The sequence below is a fragment of the Nocardia neocaledoniensis genome (assembly GCF_029868625.1).
Classification (GTDB): Bacteria; Actinomycetota; Actinomycetes; order Mycobacteriales; family Mycobacteriaceae; genus Nocardia; species Nocardia neocaledoniensis_A.
Map to the genome: position 1 here is coordinate 1 of NZ_JARWOJ010000128.1, position 20,929 is coordinate 20,929.

The 20,929-nt window shown below is 72.0% G+C and carries 8 protein-coding genes; all 8 read right to left on the reverse strand.

All coding sequences use genetic code 11. From position 1 onward, the window contains the following. Positions 1-230: 230 nt before the first annotated feature. Positions 231-1,076, reverse strand: a complete 846-nt coding sequence (locus QH270_RS08885; RefSeq protein WP_432420327.1) for an ABC transporter permease — start codon at positions 1,074-1,076, stop codon at positions 231-233. Between the two features lie 41 nt (positions 1,077-1,117). Continuing rightward, positions 1,118-2,107 carry an ATP-binding cassette domain-containing protein gene (locus QH270_RS08890; protein ID WP_280340061.1) on the reverse strand — a complete coding sequence of 330 codons (990 nt, stop codon included), beginning with the start codon at positions 2,105-2,107 and terminating at the stop codon, positions 1,118-1,120. Continuing rightward, entirely contained in the window at positions 2,104-15,768 is a 13,665-nt protein-coding gene (locus QH270_RS08895; protein ID WP_280340063.1) for a non-ribosomal peptide synthetase, read from the reverse strand. The genes QH270_RS08890 and QH270_RS08895 overlap by 4 nt, the downstream gene beginning before the upstream one ends. A gap of 202 nt (positions 15,769-15,970) precedes the next feature. Continuing rightward, positions 15,971-17,527, reverse strand: coding sequence for an apolipoprotein N-acyltransferase (gene lnt, locus QH270_RS08900; RefSeq protein WP_280340110.1), 1,557 nt, complete (start codon positions 17,525-17,527; stop codon positions 15,971-15,973). A 292-nt stretch (positions 17,528-17,819) separates the two neighbouring features. Next, a complete protein-coding gene (locus tag QH270_RS08905; RefSeq protein WP_280340065.1) occupies positions 17,820-19,412 on the reverse strand; it encodes an amidohydrolase in 1,593 nt (530 codons plus the stop codon). 30 nt (positions 19,413-19,442) lie between these two features. Then, positions 19,443-19,646 carry a hypothetical protein gene (locus QH270_RS08910; RefSeq protein ID WP_280340068.1) on the reverse strand — a complete coding sequence of 68 codons (204 nt, stop codon included), beginning with the start codon at positions 19,644-19,646 and terminating at the stop codon, positions 19,443-19,445. A gap of 18 nt (positions 19,647-19,664) precedes the next feature. Further along, positions 19,665-20,183, reverse strand: coding sequence for an FxsA family protein (locus tag QH270_RS08915; RefSeq protein ID WP_280340070.1), 519 nt, complete (start codon positions 20,181-20,183; stop codon positions 19,665-19,667). A 65-nt stretch (positions 20,184-20,248) separates the two neighbouring features. Further along, positions 20,249-20,908 carry a response regulator transcription factor gene (locus tag QH270_RS08920; protein WP_280340072.1) on the reverse strand — a complete coding sequence of 220 codons (660 nt, stop codon included), beginning with the start codon at positions 20,906-20,908 and terminating at the stop codon, positions 20,249-20,251. Positions 20,909-20,929: the final 21 nt, after the last annotated feature.

Genomic DNA, 20,929 nt, shown 5'->3' on the forward strand with positions numbered 1-20,929 from the left:
GGACGACGAGGTCGAACAGGTGCGACGGCTCTTCGAGCGCACGCTGCTGGACTGGCCCCGAGCCTGAGCCCGGGCCGGCGCCGGGGCCGGCCCGCCCCGTGAGGACAAAGAAAACAGGAGGCCGCCATATTTACCCGGGCCACGCTACCCCGGCGGGCTGGCCGACAACGGCGGAACCCACCGCCGCCCCCCCCCTTGTGGGGGGGGGGGCCGGGCGTGGTTCCGCGCCGCTAGTGGCTGGCGACCTTGCGGTACTGCAGCAGCGCGGCGGGCATCGCGGTCGCCAGGATGACCACCGAGCAGATCACCGCGTACAGGATGCAGTTGTCGGCCGCCCAGCCGGTGGCGGGCGCGAACGACGGCGGGGCGTCGTTGTCGAACAGCTTGCGACCGGCCGCCGACACCGCGGTGATCGGATTCCATTCCGCGATGGTGCGCAGCGGGCCGGGCAGGGTCTCGGCGGAGATGAACGCCGAGGAGATGAACGACAGCGGGAACATCCAGATCAGGCCCGCGCTCTGCGCGACCTCGACCGTCGGCGAGATCAACCCGGTCAGCGCGCCCACCCAGGACATCGCGAAGGCGAACAGCAGGATGATGGCGAACGCCAGCGCGGCGTCGGCCAGACTGCCGTGGATGCGCCAGCCCACGATGTAGCCGCAGATCACCATCACGCCCAGGCTCAGAATGTTGACGACGAGGTCGGACAGCGTGCGCCCCATCAGCACGGCCAGCCGCGACATCGGCAGCGTCCGCATCCGGTCGATGATGCCCTTCTGCAGGTCACCGGCCAGGCCGACGGTGGTGAAGGCGGCGTTGAACGCCACCGTCTGGGTGAAGATGCCCGCCAGCAGGAACTCGCGGTACTGATCGCCGCCGAGGGACGCGCCGAAGATGTAGGCGAACAGGAACACGAACATCAACGGCTGGATCGTCGCGGTGACCAGCAGCGTCGGCACCCGCAGGATGGTCAGCAGGTTGCGGTGCGCCACGATCGCGCTGTCGCGCAGGAACCTGGCGCGCGGCTGGGCTCCCTCCGGAGCGGCGGGCCGCGGTGTACTCGCCGGGATCGGCATATCGCGGGTGTCGGGATCTTCCGCGACGTCCGGTGCCACGCTCACGACAGAATCTCCTCTTGCACATCGTCGGTTTCGGGCTCGACGGCCGGTTCGGCCGGGGTGCCGGTGAGGGACAGGAACACGTCGTCGAGGGTGGGCCGGACGACGACGGCGTCGACGACGCACACGCCCGCGTCGTCGAGGCGGCGCAGCGCCTCGACCATGGTGCGCGAACCGTTGCCGACCACCACGGACACTTCGTCGCTGCCCGGTTCGTGGATGGGTTCGCCGAGACCGACCTGTCCGAGCACCGAGATCGCCGGCGCGGAGTCCTGCCCGGCCGCCAGGGTGACGGTGAGCCGGTCGCCACCGATCGAGGTCTTGAGCTCGTCGGCCGAGCCGCGCGCGATCACGGTGCCCTTGTCGATCACCGTGATCCGGTCGGCGAGCAGGTCGGCTTCCTCGAGGTACTGGGTGGTCAGCAGCACGGTGGTGCCGTCGTCGACGAGCTCACCGATCACCTGCCACATGTCCAGCCGACCACGCGGGTCCAGGCCGGTGGTCGGCTCGTCGAGCACGACCACCGGCGGCCGCGCGACCAGCGCGCCCGCCAGGTCGAGCCGGCGCGCCATGCCCCCGGAATAGGTCCCGGCCCTGCGGCCCGCCGCATGGTCGAGGCCGAGCGCGGTGAGCAACTGCTCGGCCCGCTCGACCGCCTGCTTGCGGGACATGCCGTACAGGCGGGCCACCATCCGCAGGTTCTCGTAGCCGGTCAGGTTCGCGTCGACCGCCGCGTACTGGCCGGACAGGCCGATCCTGGTCCGCGCGGTGGCCGGGTCGGCCAGCACGTCGATCCCGGCGACCCGGACCGAGCCGGCGTCGGGGCGCAACAGCGTGGTGACGATCCGCACGGTCGTCGTCTTGCCCGCGCCATTGGGCCCCAGCAGGCCGAGCACGGTGCCCGCCGGGATCTCCAGGTCGATCTCCTTCAGTACCCGCACCTTGCCGTAACTCTTGGCGAGGCCGCGTACTTCTACCGCCAAACTCACGGACGCATCTCCTTCTGGCCGCCGCCGCACACGGTGATCTCCGGGACGGCGTCGAGGTGGCGATGCAGCACGGGGCCGATCACCGCCAGCGATTCCGGCGTCGTCATCGCCGCGTGCCTGCAGGGCAGGTCGTGGTTGTGGATGTTGCCGGTGACGAACGGCTGCCACGCCTCGGCCCGGCGGGCCGGATCGGCGGCGTTGATCTCGTCCGCCGCTGCGGTGAAGAACAGCAGATCACCGTCGAAGGTGCGGGGCCGGAACCGGTTCGCCATCACCGTGCCGTCGGCGTAGCCGGTGTAGAGCCGTTCGAGGTTCTCGACCGAGAGCGCGGCGAACGGGCCCGGCTGTGCCCGCAACAGATCCGCCGCTTCGTGCAGGTCGATGTCGGCGGGCACCGGTGCCCCGCCGAGGACGTCGGCGCCGAACTCGCCGAGGATGTCGGCGACGCTGGGCATCGAGGTGTCGAGCCAGCGGTCACCGAGCTGGTAGCTGTCCAGCATGGCCAGCAGGGCGACGTCCTCCCCCGCGTCCTGCAGCTGCACCGCCACCTCCTGCGCGATCAGGCCGCCGAGCGACCAGCCGAGCAGGTGGTAGGGACCGTGCGGCTGGATCGACTTGATATGAGCCACATAGTGTCCGGCGGCTTCGGGGATGGAGGTAAAGCGTTCGTCGCCGGAGACGTGGGGGGCCTGCAGGCCGTACACCGGGCGCCCCGGCGCCAGGTGTGCGAGCAGTCCCGCGTAGCACCAGGACAGGCCGATCGCCGGGTGCACGCAGAACAGCGGGGTGTCGTGCGGGCCGGTGGACGGCCGGATCGGAAGGACCGGTCCGGTGGCCGCCGCCATCGCCGCACTCACGTCGGCCCCGTCGAGGCGGGCCGCGATCGCGGCCGGGGTCGCGTCGCCGAACATCAGCTGGACCGGCATGTCGTAGCCCTGCTCGCGCAGCGCCGCGACGACCTTGGTGGCCAGCAGCGAGTTGCCGCCGAGTTCGAAGAACCCGTCGTCGGCGCCGACCCGTTCCACCCCGAGCACCTCGGCGAAGACCGCGCACAGCGCCACCTCGGCCGCGGTCACCGGCGCGCGGTAGCCCTCGGTCGCGGTGAAGACCGGTTCGGGCAGCCTGGCCCGGTCGAGCTTGCCGACCGGGTTCAGCGGCACCTCGTCGAGCAGCATGACCGACTGCGGGACCATGTAGTTCGGCACGTGCGCACCGACGTGGTCGAGCAGTTCCCGCACCGTCGGCGCGAGGCCTGCCCGCGCCTTCACGTACGAGACCAGTGCCGTCGCGCCCGCGGTGGTCTTGTGCCCGATGGTGAGCGCGAACTCGACATCGGGGTGGCGGCCGAACGCGACGTCGATCTCGCCGAGTTCGATGCGGAATCCGCGCACCTTCACCTGATGGTCGGTGCGGCCGACGTACTCCACGTCCAGCGCCGACTTCGCGCCGTCGCGCCAGCGCACCAGGTCGCCCGTGCGGTACATCCGTTCGCCCGGCGCGCCATAGGGATTGGCGACGAACCGCTGGGCGGTCAGCCCCGGCCGGTTGTGGTAGCCGCGAGCCAGCGCCGAACCGGCGAGCTGCAGTTCGCCGGTGACCCCGATCGGGGTCGGATGCAGGCGCCGGTCGAGCACGGTGGCCGCGACGCCGCGGATGGGGCCGCCGATGGTGATCGGCCCCTGCGGGCTCATCGGCTGCGGCATCAGCGTGACGATGGTGGTCTCGGTGGGCCCGTACACGTTGTAGAAGTTGCGGCCGGGCGCCCACCGCGCCAGCAGATCCGGCGGCAGCGCCTCACCGCCGACGAGCACGTGCGCCAGCGAGTGCACCCCGGTCGGGTCGACGGTGCCGAGCGCCGCGGTGGTGACGAAGGCATGCGTGATTCGCTCGCGGATGTAGAGCTGCCGCAGTTCCTCGCCACCGACGATCCCGGTCGGCGCGATCACCAGTGTCGCGGCGCCGCCGAGCGCGAACAGGATGTCGAGCATGGCGCCGTCGAAACTCGGGGTGGCGAAGTGCAGGATCCGGCTGCCCGGGCGCACGTCGTAGCGGTCGGCGCACTCGGCGGCGAAGTTCGAGATGCCACCGTGGGTGACGACCACGCCCTTCGGGGTGCCGGTGGAGCCGGAGGTGTAGACGATGTAGGCCGGGTTGGCCACCCGCAGCGGCCGGATCCGGTCCGCGTCGGTGATCGGCGCGTCGTCGGTGCCGAGCACGGTGGCGCGGGTCTGCGGGTCGTCCAGGACCAGCCAGCGGCAGTCGCCGGGCAGCCGGTCGCGGTGCGCGAGCAGGGTGAGCCCGACCGCCGCGCCGGAGTCGGTGAGCATGTGGCTGATCCGCTGGGCGGGGTAGTTCGGGTCGACCGGCACGAACGCCGCACCGGCCTTGGCGACGGCGAGCATCGTCGCCACCGACTCCACCGAACGCGGAATGCCGAGGGCCACCAGGCTTTCCGGCCCGATACCCTGCCCGATGAGGACCCGGGCCAGCCGGTTGGTCCAGCGGTCGAGGGCGTCGTAGGTGACGACGGTGTCGCCGGAACTCAGCGCCACCCCGTCCCTGGCCCTGGCCACCGCCGCGTCGAACACCGCGGGGAAGGCGACCGGGACGTCGGCGCGGGCGCCGTGCACCGGTGCCAGCGCGGTCCATTCGACGGCGTCGAGCAGCGCGAGATCGCCCACGGCCGTGTTCGGGTCGGCCGCGACCGCGGTGAGCAGCCGCACCAGGCGGTCACCCAGCCTGCGCGCGGTGACCTCGTCGAACAGGTCGGCCGCGTAGTTCACCGACAGCCCGATCCCGTCGCCGACGCGCTCGGTGGTCTGGGTCTCGGTGAACGTGAACTGCAGATCGAACTTGGCGATCCCGGCGTCAGCGTCGACCGCCTCGATGCGCAGGCCGGGCAGTTCCAACATCCGCACCGGGGTGTTGCGGACCGACAGCATCACCTGGAACAGCGGGTGATGCGACTGCGAGCGCGCCGGGTTGAGCACCTCGACCAGCCGCTCGAACGGCATGTCGGCATTGGCGAAGGCGTCCAGATCGCGGTCGCGGACCGAGCGCAGCAGGTCGACGAAGGCGCGCTCGTCGCTCACCTCGGTGCGCAGCACCAGGGTGTTGACGAACATGCCGATCATCGAGTCGAGCGCCGGGTGGCCACGGCCCGCGGTCGCGGTGCCGACGGCGATGTCGTCGTCGCCGGTGACCCGGTGCAGCAGCACCGCCAGCGCCGCGTGCAACACCATGAACATGCTGACGTTGTTCGCCGTGGCGATCCCGCGCAGCGCGCGGTGGGTGGCCGCGTCGACCACGCAGTCCACGGTGCCGCCACGGTAGGAGGGCACCGGGGGACGCGGCCGGTCGGCCGGGACGGTGATCAGTTCGGGCAGCCCGTCGAGCACGCCGCGCCAATGCGCGAGTTGCTTGCTGATCAGCGAGTCCGGGTCGTCCTCGGTACCGAGGAGTTCCTGCTGCCACAGGGTGTAGTCGGTGTACTGGATCTCCGGGACCAGCTCACCGAACTCCTCGCCCGCCCTGATCCCGCGGTAGGCGGCGGCCACCTCGGCCGCGAGCGGTTCCAGCGACCAGCCGTCCATCGCGATGTGGTGCACGACCAGGACCAGCACGTGCTCCTTGGATCCCGCGACGGCCAGCTTGGCCTGCGCGGGCACCGGGAGCCCGGTGTGGTCGACGGTGATCAGGGCCGCCCGCATCGGCACCGAGGACGACAGGTCGAAGCCCGGCGTCACGAAGCGGGTGACAGCGCCGTCCACGTCGTCCGGCGTCGCCGTCGCGTGGAACAGCGTGACCGCGCCGATCTCGGGGTCGAGCACGAGCTGTTCCGGCTCGCCCGCGCTCTCGGGGAACACCGTGCGCAGCGTCTCGTGCCGACGTTGCACCGCGTGCAAAGCGGCAATGAGCGCATCCAGGTCGATCGGCCCGTGCAGGCGCAACACGACCGGGATGTTGTAGGCGCCCGCCGACTGGCTCTCCCCCTCGGCGCCGGCGTTGAACCGGTTGAGGAACCAGAGCCTGCGCTGCGCCGCGGACAGCGGGATCCGTTCCGGACGATCGCGCCGCACCAGGTCGGGGCGGCGCTCGTCACCGGAGGGGCCCGCATCGATGAGCGCGGCCAGTTCCTCGACGGTCGGTGACGCGAACACGGTCCGCACCTCGAGCCGCACGGTACTGGCCGCGGCCAGCCGCGCGACCAGCTGCGTGGCCAGCAGCGAGTTGCCGCCGATGTCGAAGAAGCTGTCGGTGGCCGAGATCTCACTGCCACCGACCAGGTCGGCGAAGACCTGGGCGACCAGACGCTCGGACGCGGTCTGCGGCGCCCGGCCCGCGGTGGCGGTGAACTCGGGCTCCGGGAGGGCCGAGCGATCGAGCTTGCCGACCGGGGTGAGCGGAACCCGGTCGATCAGGTTCAGCGAGGCGGGCACCATGTGCCCGGCGAGGCGGGCCACGGCCCGCGCGCGCACCGCGGCCAGCTCGGCCGGGTCGGTGCCGTCGGCCAGCTGGACCCAGGCGACGATGCGGTCATCGCCGGCGATCCGGCGGACCTCGGTGTGGGCGAAGCGGACCGCGGGGTGGCTGCCGAGCACGGCGCTGATCTCGCCGAGCTCGATCCGGAAGCCACGGACCTTGACCTGGTGGTCGCTGCGGCCCAGGTATTCGATCTCGCCGTCGGCGGTCCACCGCACGACGTCGCCGGTCCGGTACATCCGGCTGCCGGCGGGACCGCACGGGTCGGCGACGAAGCGACCGGCGGTGAGGCCGAAGCGTTCGTGGTAGCCCTGCGCGATGCCCGCGCCGCCGAGATACAGCTCCCCCGGCACCCCCGTGACGACCGGCCGCAAGCGCTCGTCGAGCACCAGCACCCGCGCTCCGCGCACCGGCGTGCCGATGGTCACCGGCACCCCGACTCGTAGCCGCGACATCGCCGCGATGACGGTGAATTCCGTGGGACCGTAGGCGTTGACGAACCGCCGACCGGGCGCCCAGTTCTCCACCAGGTCCGGCGGGACCGCCTCGCCACCGGCCATGAGACCACGCAGGTGCGGCAGCGGCCAGCGGCCCGCGTCGATGGAGGCCAGCACCGCCGGGGTGAGGAAGGTGTGGGTGATGTCCTCTCGCTCCAGCAGGGCACCGAGTTCGTCGCCGCCGTAGACGTCGATCGGGCCGATGACCATCTCGGCGCCGGACCAGACCGCGAGCAGCAGGTCGAGGACCGACACGTCGAAGCTGGGCGTGGAGAAGAAGAACGTGCGGGCGAAGCGGTCCAGGCCCATCCGCTCCTGCAGGTCGACCGCGAGGCTCACCAGGCCACCGTGGGTGACGGTGACGCCCTTGGGCAGACCGGTGGAACCCGAGGTGTAGATCTGATAGGCCAGGTCGGCCGGCCGGATCGGGCGGATCCGCTCGGCGTCGGTGATCGGCGCGCCGTCGTAGGAGGCCAGCTCGGCCAGCAGGTCCTCGTCGTCGACGAGCAGCCACTGGGTGTCGAGCTCGCCCGCCGCCGAGCGCAACGCCTCGGCATCGGCCCTGGTGGTGAGCACAGCACTGGCCCCGGAGTCGGTGAGCATGTGCCGCACCCGATCCGCGGGGTAGCGCGGGTCGACCGGGACGAACGCGCCGCCGCTGGCCGCGACACCGAAGATCGCCAGCGCGCACTCGAGGCCACGGGTCAGACCGACGGCGACGCGGTCGCCGGTGCCGATACCGCGGGCGATGAGCGCGCGACCGAGCTGATGCGACCGGACGCCGACCTCGGCGTAGTCGAGCTCACCCACCGCCCCGGCGACACTGCCACCCTCGAACCAGCGCAGCGCGGGCCGGTGCGCGAACTTGGTCGCGGCCCGTTCGATGATGTCGGCCAGTACCACCGGCGTCACCACGGCCGGACCGAGCGCCGGGACCAGCGCGCGGTGTTCGGCCACGGTCAGCGGCTCTATCTCGGACACCAGCTGCCGCGGATCGGCGGTCACCTGGAGCAGGATCTGCTGGAAGCGGACGGCGATGGTCTCGATGGTGGCGGCGTCGAACAGTTCCGTCGCGTAGACGAACTCGAAACGGTGCCGGTCGCCGTCCGGCGAGACCCGCAGTTCGAGATCGAACTTGGCGCGGGCGATGTCGAGCTCCTCCGCGGCCAGCCGCAGGCCCGGCAGTTCCAGCTCGGGCGCGCCCTCGTCCTGCATGCTCAGCGCGACCTGGAACAGCGGGTGCCGGTTGGCCGCCCTGCTGTCGCGGCCGAGCGCGTCGACGACGCGTTCGAACGGCAGATCGGAGTTGGCGATCGCGGCGAGTTCGTCGTCGCGGTCGGCATGCAGCAGGTCGACGAAGCTGCGGCCGGGGTCGACGTCGGAGCGCAGCACGAGCGTGTTGACGAACATGCCGACCAGGTCGTCGAGCTGGATGTCGGTCCGCCCGGCGACCGGCGTACCGAGCGGGATGTCGCGGCCGCCGGTGACGCTGCGCAGCAGCACCGCCAGCGCCGAGCGCACCACCATGAACAGGCTGACGCCGGTCTCGGCCGCCAGTTCCCGCATCGCGTGCTGCAGCGGCGCCGAGATCTCGCACCGCACGCTGCCCGCCTCGCCCGTCGGCTCGGCCGGACGTGGCCGGTCGAACGGCAGCGGCAACTCGTCGGGCAGCTCGGCCAGTGCCTCGCGCCAGTGCGCGAGCTGGGTGGCGGCGATGCTGTCCGGGTCGTCCTCGGCACCGAGGACTTCGCGCTGCCAGAGGCTGAAGTCGGCGTACTGCACCGGCAGCGGCGCCCGGTCCGGTGCCGCTCCGCCGCAACGGGCGACGTAGGACAGTGCCAGATCGCGGGTGAGCGGGCCGAGCGACCAGCCGTCGGCGGCGATGTGGTGCAGGACGACGCCGAGCAGGTGCTCACCGGGCGCCACGCGCAACAGCTCGGCGCGCAGCGGGGTCTGCGTGGTGAGGTCGAATCCCTGCCGCGCCAGGGCGGTCAGGGCGTCGCGGGCCCGGTCGGGATCGCTGTCGACGACCTCGACGGCGGGCACGTTCCCCGGCACGGGCAGCACGACCTGCTGGGGACCGGACAGGTCCTCCGGGAACACCGTGCGCAACACCTCGTGCCGCTCCACCAGGTCGGCGAGGGCGGCGCGCAGGGCCGAGACGTTCAGATCTCCGCCGATTCGCAAGACGAATGCGATGTTGTAGGCGCTCGATTCGGGGGACAATCGGTTGAGGAACCACAGCCGCTGCTGCGGCAGCGACAGTGGTATGCGTCCCGGGCGTGGGGTGTGTACCGCCAGCGCCACCCGCTGCGTCCGGGGCGCTTCCGTGATCAGCTGGGCGATCCCGGCCACGGTCGGCGCCTCGAAGATCTGCCGGACCGGCAGGTCGACACTGAAGTCCGCGTGCAGTGCGGCGGCCAGCCTGGTCGCCAGCAGCGAGTTGCCGCCGATCTCGAAGAAGCTGTCCTCCGCGCCCGGCACCGGGCGGCCCAGGATCTCGGTGAACACCGCAGCGACACGCATCTCGAGATGCGTGCGTGGCGCCCTCGTCGCGGTGGACACAGTGAATTCCGGTGCGGGCAGCGCCTTCCGGTCCAGCTTGCCGGCCGGGGTCACCGGCATCCGGTCGAGCACGGCGATCGCGGCGGGCACCATGTAGCCGGGCAATCTGCCGCGCGCGGTGTCGAGGACGGCGGCCGGTTCGACCGGCCGATCGGCGGTCACGTACGAGGCGAGTCGCTGCTGACCCTGGTCGTCGACGTGCACGACGGTCAGCGCCGAGCGCACCCCCGGGTGTTCGCGCAGCACGTGGTCGATCTCGCGCAGCTCGATACGGAAGCCGCGGATCTTGATCTGGTCGTCGGCGCGGCCGAGGAAGCGCAGCCTGCCGGTGGCGTCGGAGACCACGAGATCGCCCGTGCGGTACATCCGTTCGCCGACCCGGCCGTGCGGATTGGCGACGAAGCGCTGCGCGGTCAGGCCGGTCTTGCCGAGGTAACCGCGGGCCAGACCCGGCCCGGAGACATACAGTTCGCCCGGCGTGCCCGGCGGCGTCGGCCGCAGCCGGGCGTCGAGCACGAACAGCCGCATGCCGCGCACCGGCGCGCCCAGCGGCACCGGCTCCCCCGCCACCATGGCGGCGCTGGCGGTGACCGCGACGGTCGCCTCCGAGGGGCCGTACATGTTGTGCATCCGGTACTTCGTCGCCCAGGCGGCGACCAGCTCGTCCGAGCAGGCCTCACCGCCGACGATCACCGTGCCCAGCTCGGGGAACTCGCCCGCGGGCACCGTCGCCAACGCGGCCGGGGTGATGAAGGCGTGGGTGATCCGCTCCGAGCGCAGGAACGCGGCCAGTTCCGCGCCGCCGTACAGGTCGGCCGGGGCGACCACGATGGTGGCCCCCGCGGCGAAACCGAGCAGCAGTTCCAGCACCGAGGCGTCGAAACTCGGCGACGAGAAGTGCATGGTCCGCGCGGCATCGGTGACCTTGAACAGCTGGGTCTGCTCGCTGGCGAGCGAGGCGATGCCCGCATGGGTGACGACGACGGCCTTCGGTGTCCCGGTGGAGCCCGAGGTGTAGATCAGGTAGGCGGGCTGCCCCGGCCGCATCGGATGCCTGCGGTCAGTGTCGGTGACCGGTGTCGCCGAGCGGCGCGCGCAGTCGGATTCGAAGTCGGCGGTGCCGAACACCAGCCATTCCGGCGCCCTGCGGTGCTTGCCGGTGGTGGTGGGCAGGGCGGCGAGGTGCTCGGGCAGGGTGAGCCCGAGGATCGCGCCGGAATCGCCGATCATGTGCGCGATGCGCTCGGCCGGGTAGGCGGGGTCGACCGGCACGTAGGCGGCGCCGGACTTGGCCACCGCCCAGATGGCCACGATGGACTCGAGGCTGCGTGGCAACGCCACCGCGACCACCGTCTCGGGGCCCGCGCCGTGCGCGATGAGGCTGCGCGCCACCCGGTTCGAGCGTTCGTCGAGCTCGCGATAGGTGGTGTCGAAGCCGAGATAGCGCACGGCGACCGAGTCGGGGAGCCGCTGCGCGGTGTCGCCGAGCAGGCGGGCCAGGGTTCCGGCCGGTTCGGCGGGGGCGCCGGCGACCGGCACCAGCCGGGCGATCTCGCGCCGGTCGAGCAGGTTCAGGTCACCCGTCGGCGCGGTCGGGTCGGCCACCGCCGCGGCGAGCAGCGCGGTGAACCGGCGGGCGATCGCCTCGACCGTGCCGCGATCGAATACGTCGGTGGCGAAGCCGAATTCGGCGTGCAGCGGTCCGTCGTCGTGGTTGTCGCGGACCTCGAGCTGCAGGTCGAACTTGGCGACGCCCGCCTCGATCGGCACCAGCTCGGCGGTGACACCGGGCAGTTCGACGCGCAGGTCGGGGGTGCGGTCGTAGGACAGCATCACCTGGAACAGCGGGTGCCGCGCGGTCGAGCGGTCCGGGTTCACCAGGTCGACGAGCCGCTCGAACGGCACGTCGGGGTTGGCGAACGCGTCGAGGTCGGTCTCGCGGACCAGGTCGAGCATCCGGTCGAAGCCTGCGCTGAGGTCGACCTCGGTGCGCAGCACCAGCGTGTTGACGAACATGCCGACGAGTTCGTCCAGCGCCGGGTCGGAGCGGCCCGCGATGGGGGTACCGATCGTGACGTCGCCGCCGGCGCACAGGCGGGACAGCAGCGTCGCCAGGGTGGCGTGCAGCACCATGAACATGCTGACCCCGTGACTGGTGGCGAGCTCCCCCGCGGCCCGGCGCAGCTCGGCGTCGATGGTGAATTCGACGGTGTCGCCGCGGGTCCCGCGCTGCAGCGGCCGCGGCCGGTCCAGCGGCAGATCGAGCTGATCGGGCAGCCCGGCCAGGGTGTCGCGCCAGTGGCCGAGCTGTTTGCCCAGCGGCGCGTCGGGGTCGGTCTCCTCGCCGAGCAGCGCGCGCTGCCACAGCGCGAAGTCCGCGTACTGCACCGGCAGCGGCGTCCACGCGGGTGCGGTGCCCTCGGCGCGGGCGGCGACGGCCACCATGAGGTCGCGCGCCAGCGGAGCGACCGACCAGCCGTCTCCGCTGATGTGGTGCAGCACGACCAGCAGCAGGTGATCCTCGGCGCCGATCCGGTACAGGGCCACCCGCAGCGGGGTCTGCGTGCGCAGGTCGAAGCCGCGGCCGGTGACCTCGCCGATGAGGTCGGTGAGGTCGGCGGCGGCCACGTCGATCGGCGCCAGGTCCGGTTCCACCGCGGCGGCCGGATGGATCAGCTGATAGGCGCCGTCCGGTCCCTCGGGGAAGCTGGTGCGCAGGCTCTCGTGCCGCTCGAGGACGTCGCGCAGGCCCGCCCGCAGTGCCGCCAGATCGAGCCGGCCGGTCAGGCGCAGGGCCAGCGGCATGTTGTAGGCGGCGGCGTGTTCGGCGAACCGGTTGAGGATCCACAGCCGCTGCTGGGCCAGCGACAGCGGCACCCGCTCGGGGCGCACCGCGGGAACCAGTTTGGGCGTGGGTGTTTCGGACCGGTGGGTGCTGAGGTACCCGGCGAGCGCGGCGATGGTCGAGGCCTCGAACAGCTCGCGGATGGTGAGGTTCGCGTCGAGGATGGTGTTGATGCGCGCGACCGCGCGGGCGGCGACGAGCGAGTTGCCACCGAGGTCGAAGAAGCTGTCCTCCACGCCGATCGCGGTGCCGTCCAGGGCGAGGACCTCGGTGAAGATCTCGGCGAGCGCGCATTCCAGCTCGGTCTGCGGCGCGGCGGCGCCGGTGGTGACCCGGATGCCGATCTCGGGTTCGGGCAGCGCCTTCCGGTCGACCTTGCCGTTGGCACTGAGCGGCAGCTCGTCGAGCACGACCAGCGCCGAGGGGACCATGTAGGACGGCAGCCCACGGCGCAGGGCCGAGAGCAGCGCGGCGGGTTCGGGCGCGGGCGCGCCCGGTGCGGCGACCACGTAGGCCACGAGTTCGTCGTCACCGGTGCGGCCGGTCCTGGCGACGCACACCGCGCGGGCGATGCCGTCCTGGGCCAGCAGCGCGGACTCGATCTCGCCGAGTTCGATGCGCAGCCCACGGACCTTCACCTGGAAGTCGGTGCGCCCCAGGTACTCCAGGATGCCGCCGTCGAGCTGCCAGCGCGCCAGGTCACCGGTGCGGTACATGCGCTGCCCCGGGGTGAACGGGTTGGCGACGAACCGGTCGGCGGTCAGGTCGGGACGGCCGAGGTACCCGCGCGCGAGTTGCGCGCCGGCCAGGTAGAGCTCACCGACGACACCGGGTGGCACGGGCCGCAGCTGCGGGTCGAGGACATAGGTCTGGGTGTTCCAGACCGGGGAGCCGATCGGGACCGTGGTGGCCTCGGCCGAACAGGGCCAGTAGGTGACGTCGACCGCGGCCTCGGTGGGGCCGTACAGGTTGTGCAGCTCAGGACCGCCGTCGGGACCGTGCAGCGCGGCGTGGAAGTCGGCGACGGTGGCGCTGGGCAGCGCCTCGCCACTGCAGAACACCCGGCGCAGCCCGGCCCCGCCCGCGACCCGCGGATCGGTGACGAACAGCGACAGCATGGACGGCACGAAATGCGCGGTGGTGACGGACTTCTCGGTGATGATCCGGGCCAGATAGGCCGGATCGCGGTGCCCGCCGGGCGCGGCGATCACCAGGCGGGCGCCCACCTGCAGCGGCCAGAAGAACTCCCAGACCGACACGTCGAAGGTGGCGGGGGTCTTCTGCAGGACAGCGTCGGTGCGGTCGAGCGGATACTCGGCCTGCATCCACCGCAACCGGTTGACGATCGCCGCGTGGGTGACGCCGACACCCTTGGGCTTGCCCGTCGACCCGGAGGTGAAGATGACGTAGGCCAGCTGCTCGGGGCGCAGCGGAGCGCGCCGATCGGCGTCGGTGAGCGGGCCAGCGTCGCGGCCACTCACATCGAGGGTGTCGAGATCCAGCCGCGGCACCCCGGCGGGCAGGCGCACCTGGTCGCGGTCGGCGGTGAGCACGCACACCGGGCGCGCCTGCGACACGACCGCCTCGATGCGGTCGGCCGGGTGCTCGGGGTCCAGCGGCAGATAGGCGGCTCCGGTGGCCAGCACCGCGTACATGCCCACGACCAGCTCGACGCTGCGGTGCAGGCACACCCCGACGGTGGTCTCCGGGCCGGCGCCGCGGGCGACGAGTTCGCGGGCGAGCTGGTTCACCCGGCGGTCGAGTTCGGCGTATTCCACGACGCTGTCGCCGAATTCGAGCGCGACGGCGCCCGGGCCGCGACGCACCTGGTCGGTGAACAGCGAGACCAGGGTGCCGGTCGGGACCGGCATCTCGGTGGCGTTCCACTCCCGCAGCACCGTCGCGCGTTCGGCCTCGGTGATCGCGGCCAGCGCGCGGGTGGGCGTGGTGGGATCGGCGGCCAGGAAGCGGGCGAGGAAGTCGAGGTAGCGGCCGTGATGCGCGGCCACCTCGGCTTCGCCGTAGAGCTTCGGGTTGGCCTCGAAGTCGAGCTGGATGCGCCCGCCGTCGCCGTTGTAGATGTTGATCGAGAGGTCCTCGACCGGCCCGGTCGCCAGCACGTGCAGCTGGCCGGCGATGTCACCGAACTTCAGCTCGTCGTGGAACAGCATGATGTTGACCATCGGCCCGAAGAAGCCGCGCGCGTCGCGGGAGTAGCCGCAGTCGCGGCGGATGTCGTCGGAGCGGTAGCGCTGGTGCCGTAGCGCGCCGGTGATCTGCAGTTCGGTCTGGCGCACCACGTCGGCGACGGTGGTGTCGTCGTCGAAGCGCAGGCGCAGCGGGACCACGTTCGACACCACGCCCGCCGAGCGGCGCAGCGCCACGGTGGTGCGCGCCGAAACCGGCAGGCTCAGTACGACATCCGGGTCACCGGTGACGGTCCGCACGTAGGCGGCGAGCGCGGCGACGATGAGCGCGGAGTTGGCCGAGCCGTGCGTGGTGATCGCCTCGGTGAGCAGCGTGTCGAGGTCGGGGTCGAGCACCGCGGTGGCGCGATGACGTCCCGGATCGTGGGTGTCGCCGGTGGCGGTGACCGAGGACAGCGTCATCGGCTCGCCGACGCCGTCGAGCTGCGCCATCCAGTACTCGCGGTCGGCCAGGAAGCGGCTGGATTCGCGGTAGCGGGACTCGTCGGCGTAGAGGTCGACGAGCGCGGCGGCCCGGGAGACCGACGGTTCGCGCTGTTCGCCGACGGCGGTGTAGATCTCGGCGGTCCGCGAGAGCGCGTTCATCGCGCCGTACCCGTCGATCACGATGTGGTGACCGCGCTCGTACCAGAACCAGTCCTTGTCACCGATTCGCAACACGACATTGACGGTGAGCGGCTCGTGCTCCATGTCGATGGGCGTGCTGGCGTGGTCGTTCATCCAGCGCAGCGCGGCCGCGCGCGGGTCGGGCTCACCGCGCAGGTCGATGCGCGCCCAGCCCGGCCGCCAGCCCAGGTCGACCCGCTGGTGCGGGACGCCGTCGATCTCGAGAAGACGCACGTGTCCCACTTGTGATTCCGCGCCGTAGCGTTCGACCGCGTACAGCAGCCGGCCGACGTCGAGATCACCGTGCAGCTCGACGTAATGGGCGATGGTGAGCGGGATATCGGGCCTGATCCGTTGCGCGTACCACAAGGCCGTCTGACCGGGCGAGAGAGCGAACGGCTGGCCCGAATCGTCGTCGGTGACGCTGGAGCTGACGCGGTCGGTGGCCAATGAACTCATCAAGCACTCCGTTCTGCCTTGTGTCGCAACTCCCCGAGCAGCGCCCGGGCACACGACGGCCCAGGGCGTGGCTATCCACGCCCATTGATTCGGAGTACTGGGGCAGCCGGATGGCTACCGATGTGGATTTGTTTCGAGCGCTGTGGATCGGACCCCTATGACGGCGACTTTCGGCCGCTTCCCCCGGGTTGAAACAAACCGCTTATTCAGAATTCGGCGAGCTTCGCGAAACCTGCGCCTGATTCACTCGGCGACGCCGGAAAAACGTCAGCGCCACGCCGATCGCGGTCAGGATAACGGACGCCACTTCGGGCGCCGCGCCGATCCGTGTCGCGATCGTCGCCGTGTCGCGCAATGGTAGCTGGGCGACCAGCGCGGCGGGGTCGAGTTGCCGGGTTCGCTGTGTGAGCGTGCCGTCCGCGGTGATGATTCCGCTGACCCCGGTGGTTGCCGCGACCACGAGAGCGCGGCCGTGTTCGACCGCCCTGACCCGGGACATCGCGAGTTGCTGGTAGGTCATCTCGCTCAGCCCGAAGGTCGCGTTGTTCGTCGGCACGGTGAGCAATTGAGCGCCCGAGTCCATCGATTGCCGGAACGCCCGATCGAACGCGACCTCGTAACACGTGGCGACACCGATCGGAATTCCGGCGGCCGTTACCGAACCGTCACCATTTCCCGGTACGAAATGTCCGGCTTGGTCGGCGTAGGACGAGAACAACCGAAAGAAACTCCGCATCGGCAAATACTCACCGAAGGGCTGGATGATTTTCTTGTCGTGCCGGTCGCCCGGCCCCGCGGCGCCGTTCCACACCATCACCGAGTTCGTGGTCGTGCGATCACCGTTCACCAGGACTGCGCCGACCAGGATCGGCGCGCCGATCCGCTCCGAGGCCTCGGTGATCTCGGCGGCGGCGTCGGCGTTGCGCAGCGGATCTATATCGGAGGAGTTCTCCGGCCAGATCACCACATCCGGCCGGGCCGCCGCACCGCGGTCGACGGCGGCGGCGAGCTCCTCGGTGCGCCGGACGTGGTTGTCCAGCACGGCGCGCCGCTGCGCGTTGAAATCGAGTCCGAGCCGCGGCACGCTGCCCTGGATCGCGGCGACCGTGATCGACCGGGTGCCTTCGTCCGGGGCGGGCAGCGTCGGCCGGAGGATCACTCCGGCGAGGGGCATGATAGCCACAGTGGCGGCGGCCGTGGCAAATCCGACCCGGGTGGCGCGGTCGCGCACGCGCGGCGCCGGTGTCGCGATCCAGGCGCGCACGCGCAGCCCGAGGGCCGCGAGCGCGGTACCGGTCAGCGCCACCGCGAAGCCGACCAGGGGGGCGCCGCCGTAGGCGGCCAGCGGCAGATACCAGCCGTCGGCCTGGCCGAAAGCGATACGGCCCCAGGGGAATCCGCCGAAGGGGAAGCTCGAGCGCGCCCATTCGGTCGCGGTCCAGGCGAGGGCGACCCAGATCGGCCAGCCGGGCAGCTCCCCCAGCCTGCGGGCCAGCACGCCCCACAGCCCGAAATACACCGCGCAGGTCGTCGAAAGCGCCAGCCAGGGCACCGGCCCCACGTAGATGCCCGTCCACGGCAGCAACGGCACGAAGAACGCCAGCCCGCCGAGCATGCCGTAGCCGAAGCCGCCACGGAGCTTGCCCGGCCCGCGCACGGCCACCGTCAGCAACGCCACGGCCACCGGGGCCAGAAACCACCACGGCCGGGGCGGGAAGCTCGCGAACAACAGCAGCCCGCCCGCGGTCGCGGCGAGCATCCGCCACAGGATCTCGTACCGGCCGGGCCCCGACGCTACGGTCGCGGCGGCCGTGGCGCCGGTCGCCGCGTCCGGGCCGGGTTCGGTGGCGGGATGGATCATTCTGTCGGACTCCATGATTCGTCGCGGGCGGAGACGGCCGGGCACGCCGCCGGTCTTCGCGTCCCCCTCGGGGAGACACGCGGTGGTCGAGAGCCGAGCGCCGGACCGAGGTCCGCCGGCTCCCGCCGTGCGCCCCGGCCACCTGCCCGCGCCGGACGACCGGCGGTCGAGGCGGCGCGGGACATGCCGGTCAGGCCGAGTAGATGGTGACGCCGTCACGCACCGTGCGCAGGCAGGTGGGCAGGTCCGCGCCCGGGTCGAGGCGCGGCAGGCCGGGCACCCGCGAGCGCGGGTCGGTGGACCAGCGCTGGACGGTGTCGGCGGCCGCGGCGACGACGAGCTCACCCGCGTCCCAGACCGCGTAGGAGGCGGGGGCGCCGGGGACCAGGGTGCCCGCGACACCGTCGCGCACCCCGCCCGCCCGCCAGGCGCCGCGGGTGGCGGCGGCGAAGGCGGCGCGCGGGGACAGGCCGTGACCGGGGGTGCGGTGGTGCACCGCCGCCCGGACCTGCTTCCAGGGGTTCAGCGTGGTGACCGGCGCGTCCGAACCGATCGCGAGGGAGACGCCGGCGGCGGCCATGGCGGCGAACGGGTTCAGGGTGGCCGCCCGCTCGGCGCCGAGGCGGGTGGCGTACATGCCGTCCGCGCCGCCCCAGGCCGCGTCGAAGCCGGGCTGCACCGAGGCGATCACCCCGAGCGCGCCGAGCTGCTCGATGGCGGCGGCGTCGGTCATCTCGGCGTGCTCGACCCGGTGCCCGCGCGCGGCGACGGCGGGTCCGCCGAGTTCGGCGGCGACGGCGGCGAATCCGGCGACGACGAGGTCCATGGCGGCGTCACCGATGGCGTGGAAGCCGGCCTGGATGCCCGCCTCCGTGCAGGCCCGCAGGTGCGCGGTGACCGCGTCGCCGTCGAGGAAGTTCTTGCCGCAGCCGCCCGCGTCGGCGTAGGGCTCGCGCAGCAGCGCGGTGTGCGAACCGAGCGAGCCGTCGACGAACAGGTCACCGCCGAGGGCGGCGACGCCGAGTTCCTCGACCAGCGCGCGGGCCTGGCCGGCGGTGCGCACGGCCTCGCCCCAGTACGCGCGTACCTCGACACCGTGCTCGAAGGCGAGCAGTTCCCGCAGGTCGTCGCGACCGGAGATGTCGGGCCCCGCGCATTCGTGCACGGCGACGATACCGTGCGCGGCGGCGGCGTCCAGCGCCGCGGCGCGGGCCCGGTCACGGTGCGCGGCATCGAGTTTCGCCAGGGCGACGGTGCGCACCCGGTGGTGGGCGTCGGCGCGGAGGGGTTCGCCGCGGCGGTATCCCTCGTCGAGGTCCCCGGCCGCGTCGAGCAGGGCCGAGGAGGCCACGGCCGAGTGCGCGTCGACGCGGGCCAGGTAGACGAGCCGACCGGGTCCGGCGGCCTCGTCGAGCTCGGCGACCGTGGGCGGACGCTGCTCGGGCCAGGCCGTGTCGTCCCAGCCCTCACCGATGATCACGCCGTCGGGATGCGCGGTGGCGTGCGCGCGCACCGCGGCGAGCAACTCGGCCAGCGACGCGGCGCCGCGGACATCGAGCCCGATGAGCTGCAGGCCCAGCGCGGTGACGTGCACGTGCGGGTCGACGAACGCCGGCGCGACGAACGCGCCGTCGACGTCGATGATCTCGGCGTCGGGATGCATCGCCCGGCCGGGCGCCTCGGCGCCGAGCCACACCACGGTGCCGTCGGTGACCGCCATCGCGGTCGCGTCCGGGGAGCTGGAACTGTAGAAACGACCGCCGATCAGCAACTGGGTACTCACGGTGACCCAGTCTGCCGTATCGGCCGATCGTCAGGTCGGCAGGGACAGGACGGCGCACACGTCGGCGTCGCGGAGCCCTTCCGGAGTGTGTCCGCCCGCTTCGACGGCGATCAGCTCGAGTCGCCACGCGGCGACCGTGAAATCCGACATGGACTGTCCGGCAGCGGCACTCGCCCTACGCACCGCGTCGGCCAGTTCCGCGCTCACCTCGATGGTGACTTGCTCGGTGGCCATCGGCACACTGTAGACCTTTCACCGCCACGGCGCGGCATCCTGCGGCCTACCCGGTCCGAGCGCGGGCCGAAGGCCGGTGTGGCCGTCGTCGTACCACTGCCCGACGACGTCACCGTCGACCACGTCACCGTCGGCGTCGACCACGACACCGCGGTACGGCGACGGCGCGAAGGAGGGCAGCGGCCCGAAGCGGCGGGTGCCCAGCTTCTCCAACACCGGCCGCAGCAGCGCCCTGGTCGGCGGGAACAGCGCCAGCAGCCCGACGACGCCGGTGACCAGGCCGGGGACGAACAGCAGCACCGAGCCGGTGGCGACGAGCAGGCCGTCGGCGACGGCGCTCTCCGCGGTGACCTCGCCGCGCGCGGCCCGGCGGAACCGGTCGAAGACCCGCCTTCCCTGCGCGCCGAGCAGCAGCAGGCCGGCACCGGAGATCGCGAGCAGCACCACCAGGGCCCAGCCCGCGCCGATCAGCTGGGCGAGGCCGACGAACGCGGCGATCTCGACGACGAGGTAGAGCACGAACAGCAGGGCGGTCATGGCGATCCTTTCGGACGATCTACTCCACTCAACGCGCGAGCGCCCGATTTTTCTCCCGGGCGCGCTCAGCCCCCCGGGCGCACCAGGCCGGTCTCGTAGGCCAGCACCACCGCCTGTACCCGATCCCGCAAGCCGAGCTTGGTCAGCACGCGGCCGACGTGGGTCTTCACGGTCGCCTCCGACAGGAACAGCGCGGCGGCGATCTCGGCGTTGGAGCGGCCCGCCGCGATCTGTTCGAGGACTTCGCGTTCGCGGGCGGTCAGCACGTCGAGGATGCCGGGGTCGCGCAGCCCGGCGGGGTCCTCGGCGACGAGCCGGTCCAGCAGGCGCTTGGTGACCTTCGGGGAGACCACGGCGTCACCCGCGGCGACGCTGCGGATGGCGGAGACGAGGTCCTCGGGCGGGGTGTCCTTGAGCAGGAAGCCGCTGGCTCCGGCGCGCAGCGCGCCGAGGGCGTGTTCGTCCAGGTCGAAGGTGGTCATCACGAGGACGCGCACGCCGTCGCCCGCGGCGACGATGCGGCCGGTCGCGGTGACCCCGTCGACGACGGGCATCCGCACGTCCATCAGGACCACGTCGGGGCGCAGCTGGGTGGCGCGCAGCACCGCCTCGTCGCCGTTGCCCGCCTCGCCGACGACCTCGATGTCGGGGTGCGCGCCGAGGACCATCTTCAGGCCCATCCGCATGAGTTCCTGATCGTCCACCACGAGCACGCTGATCGGCATTGCCTCACCCTAGCGGGCGGA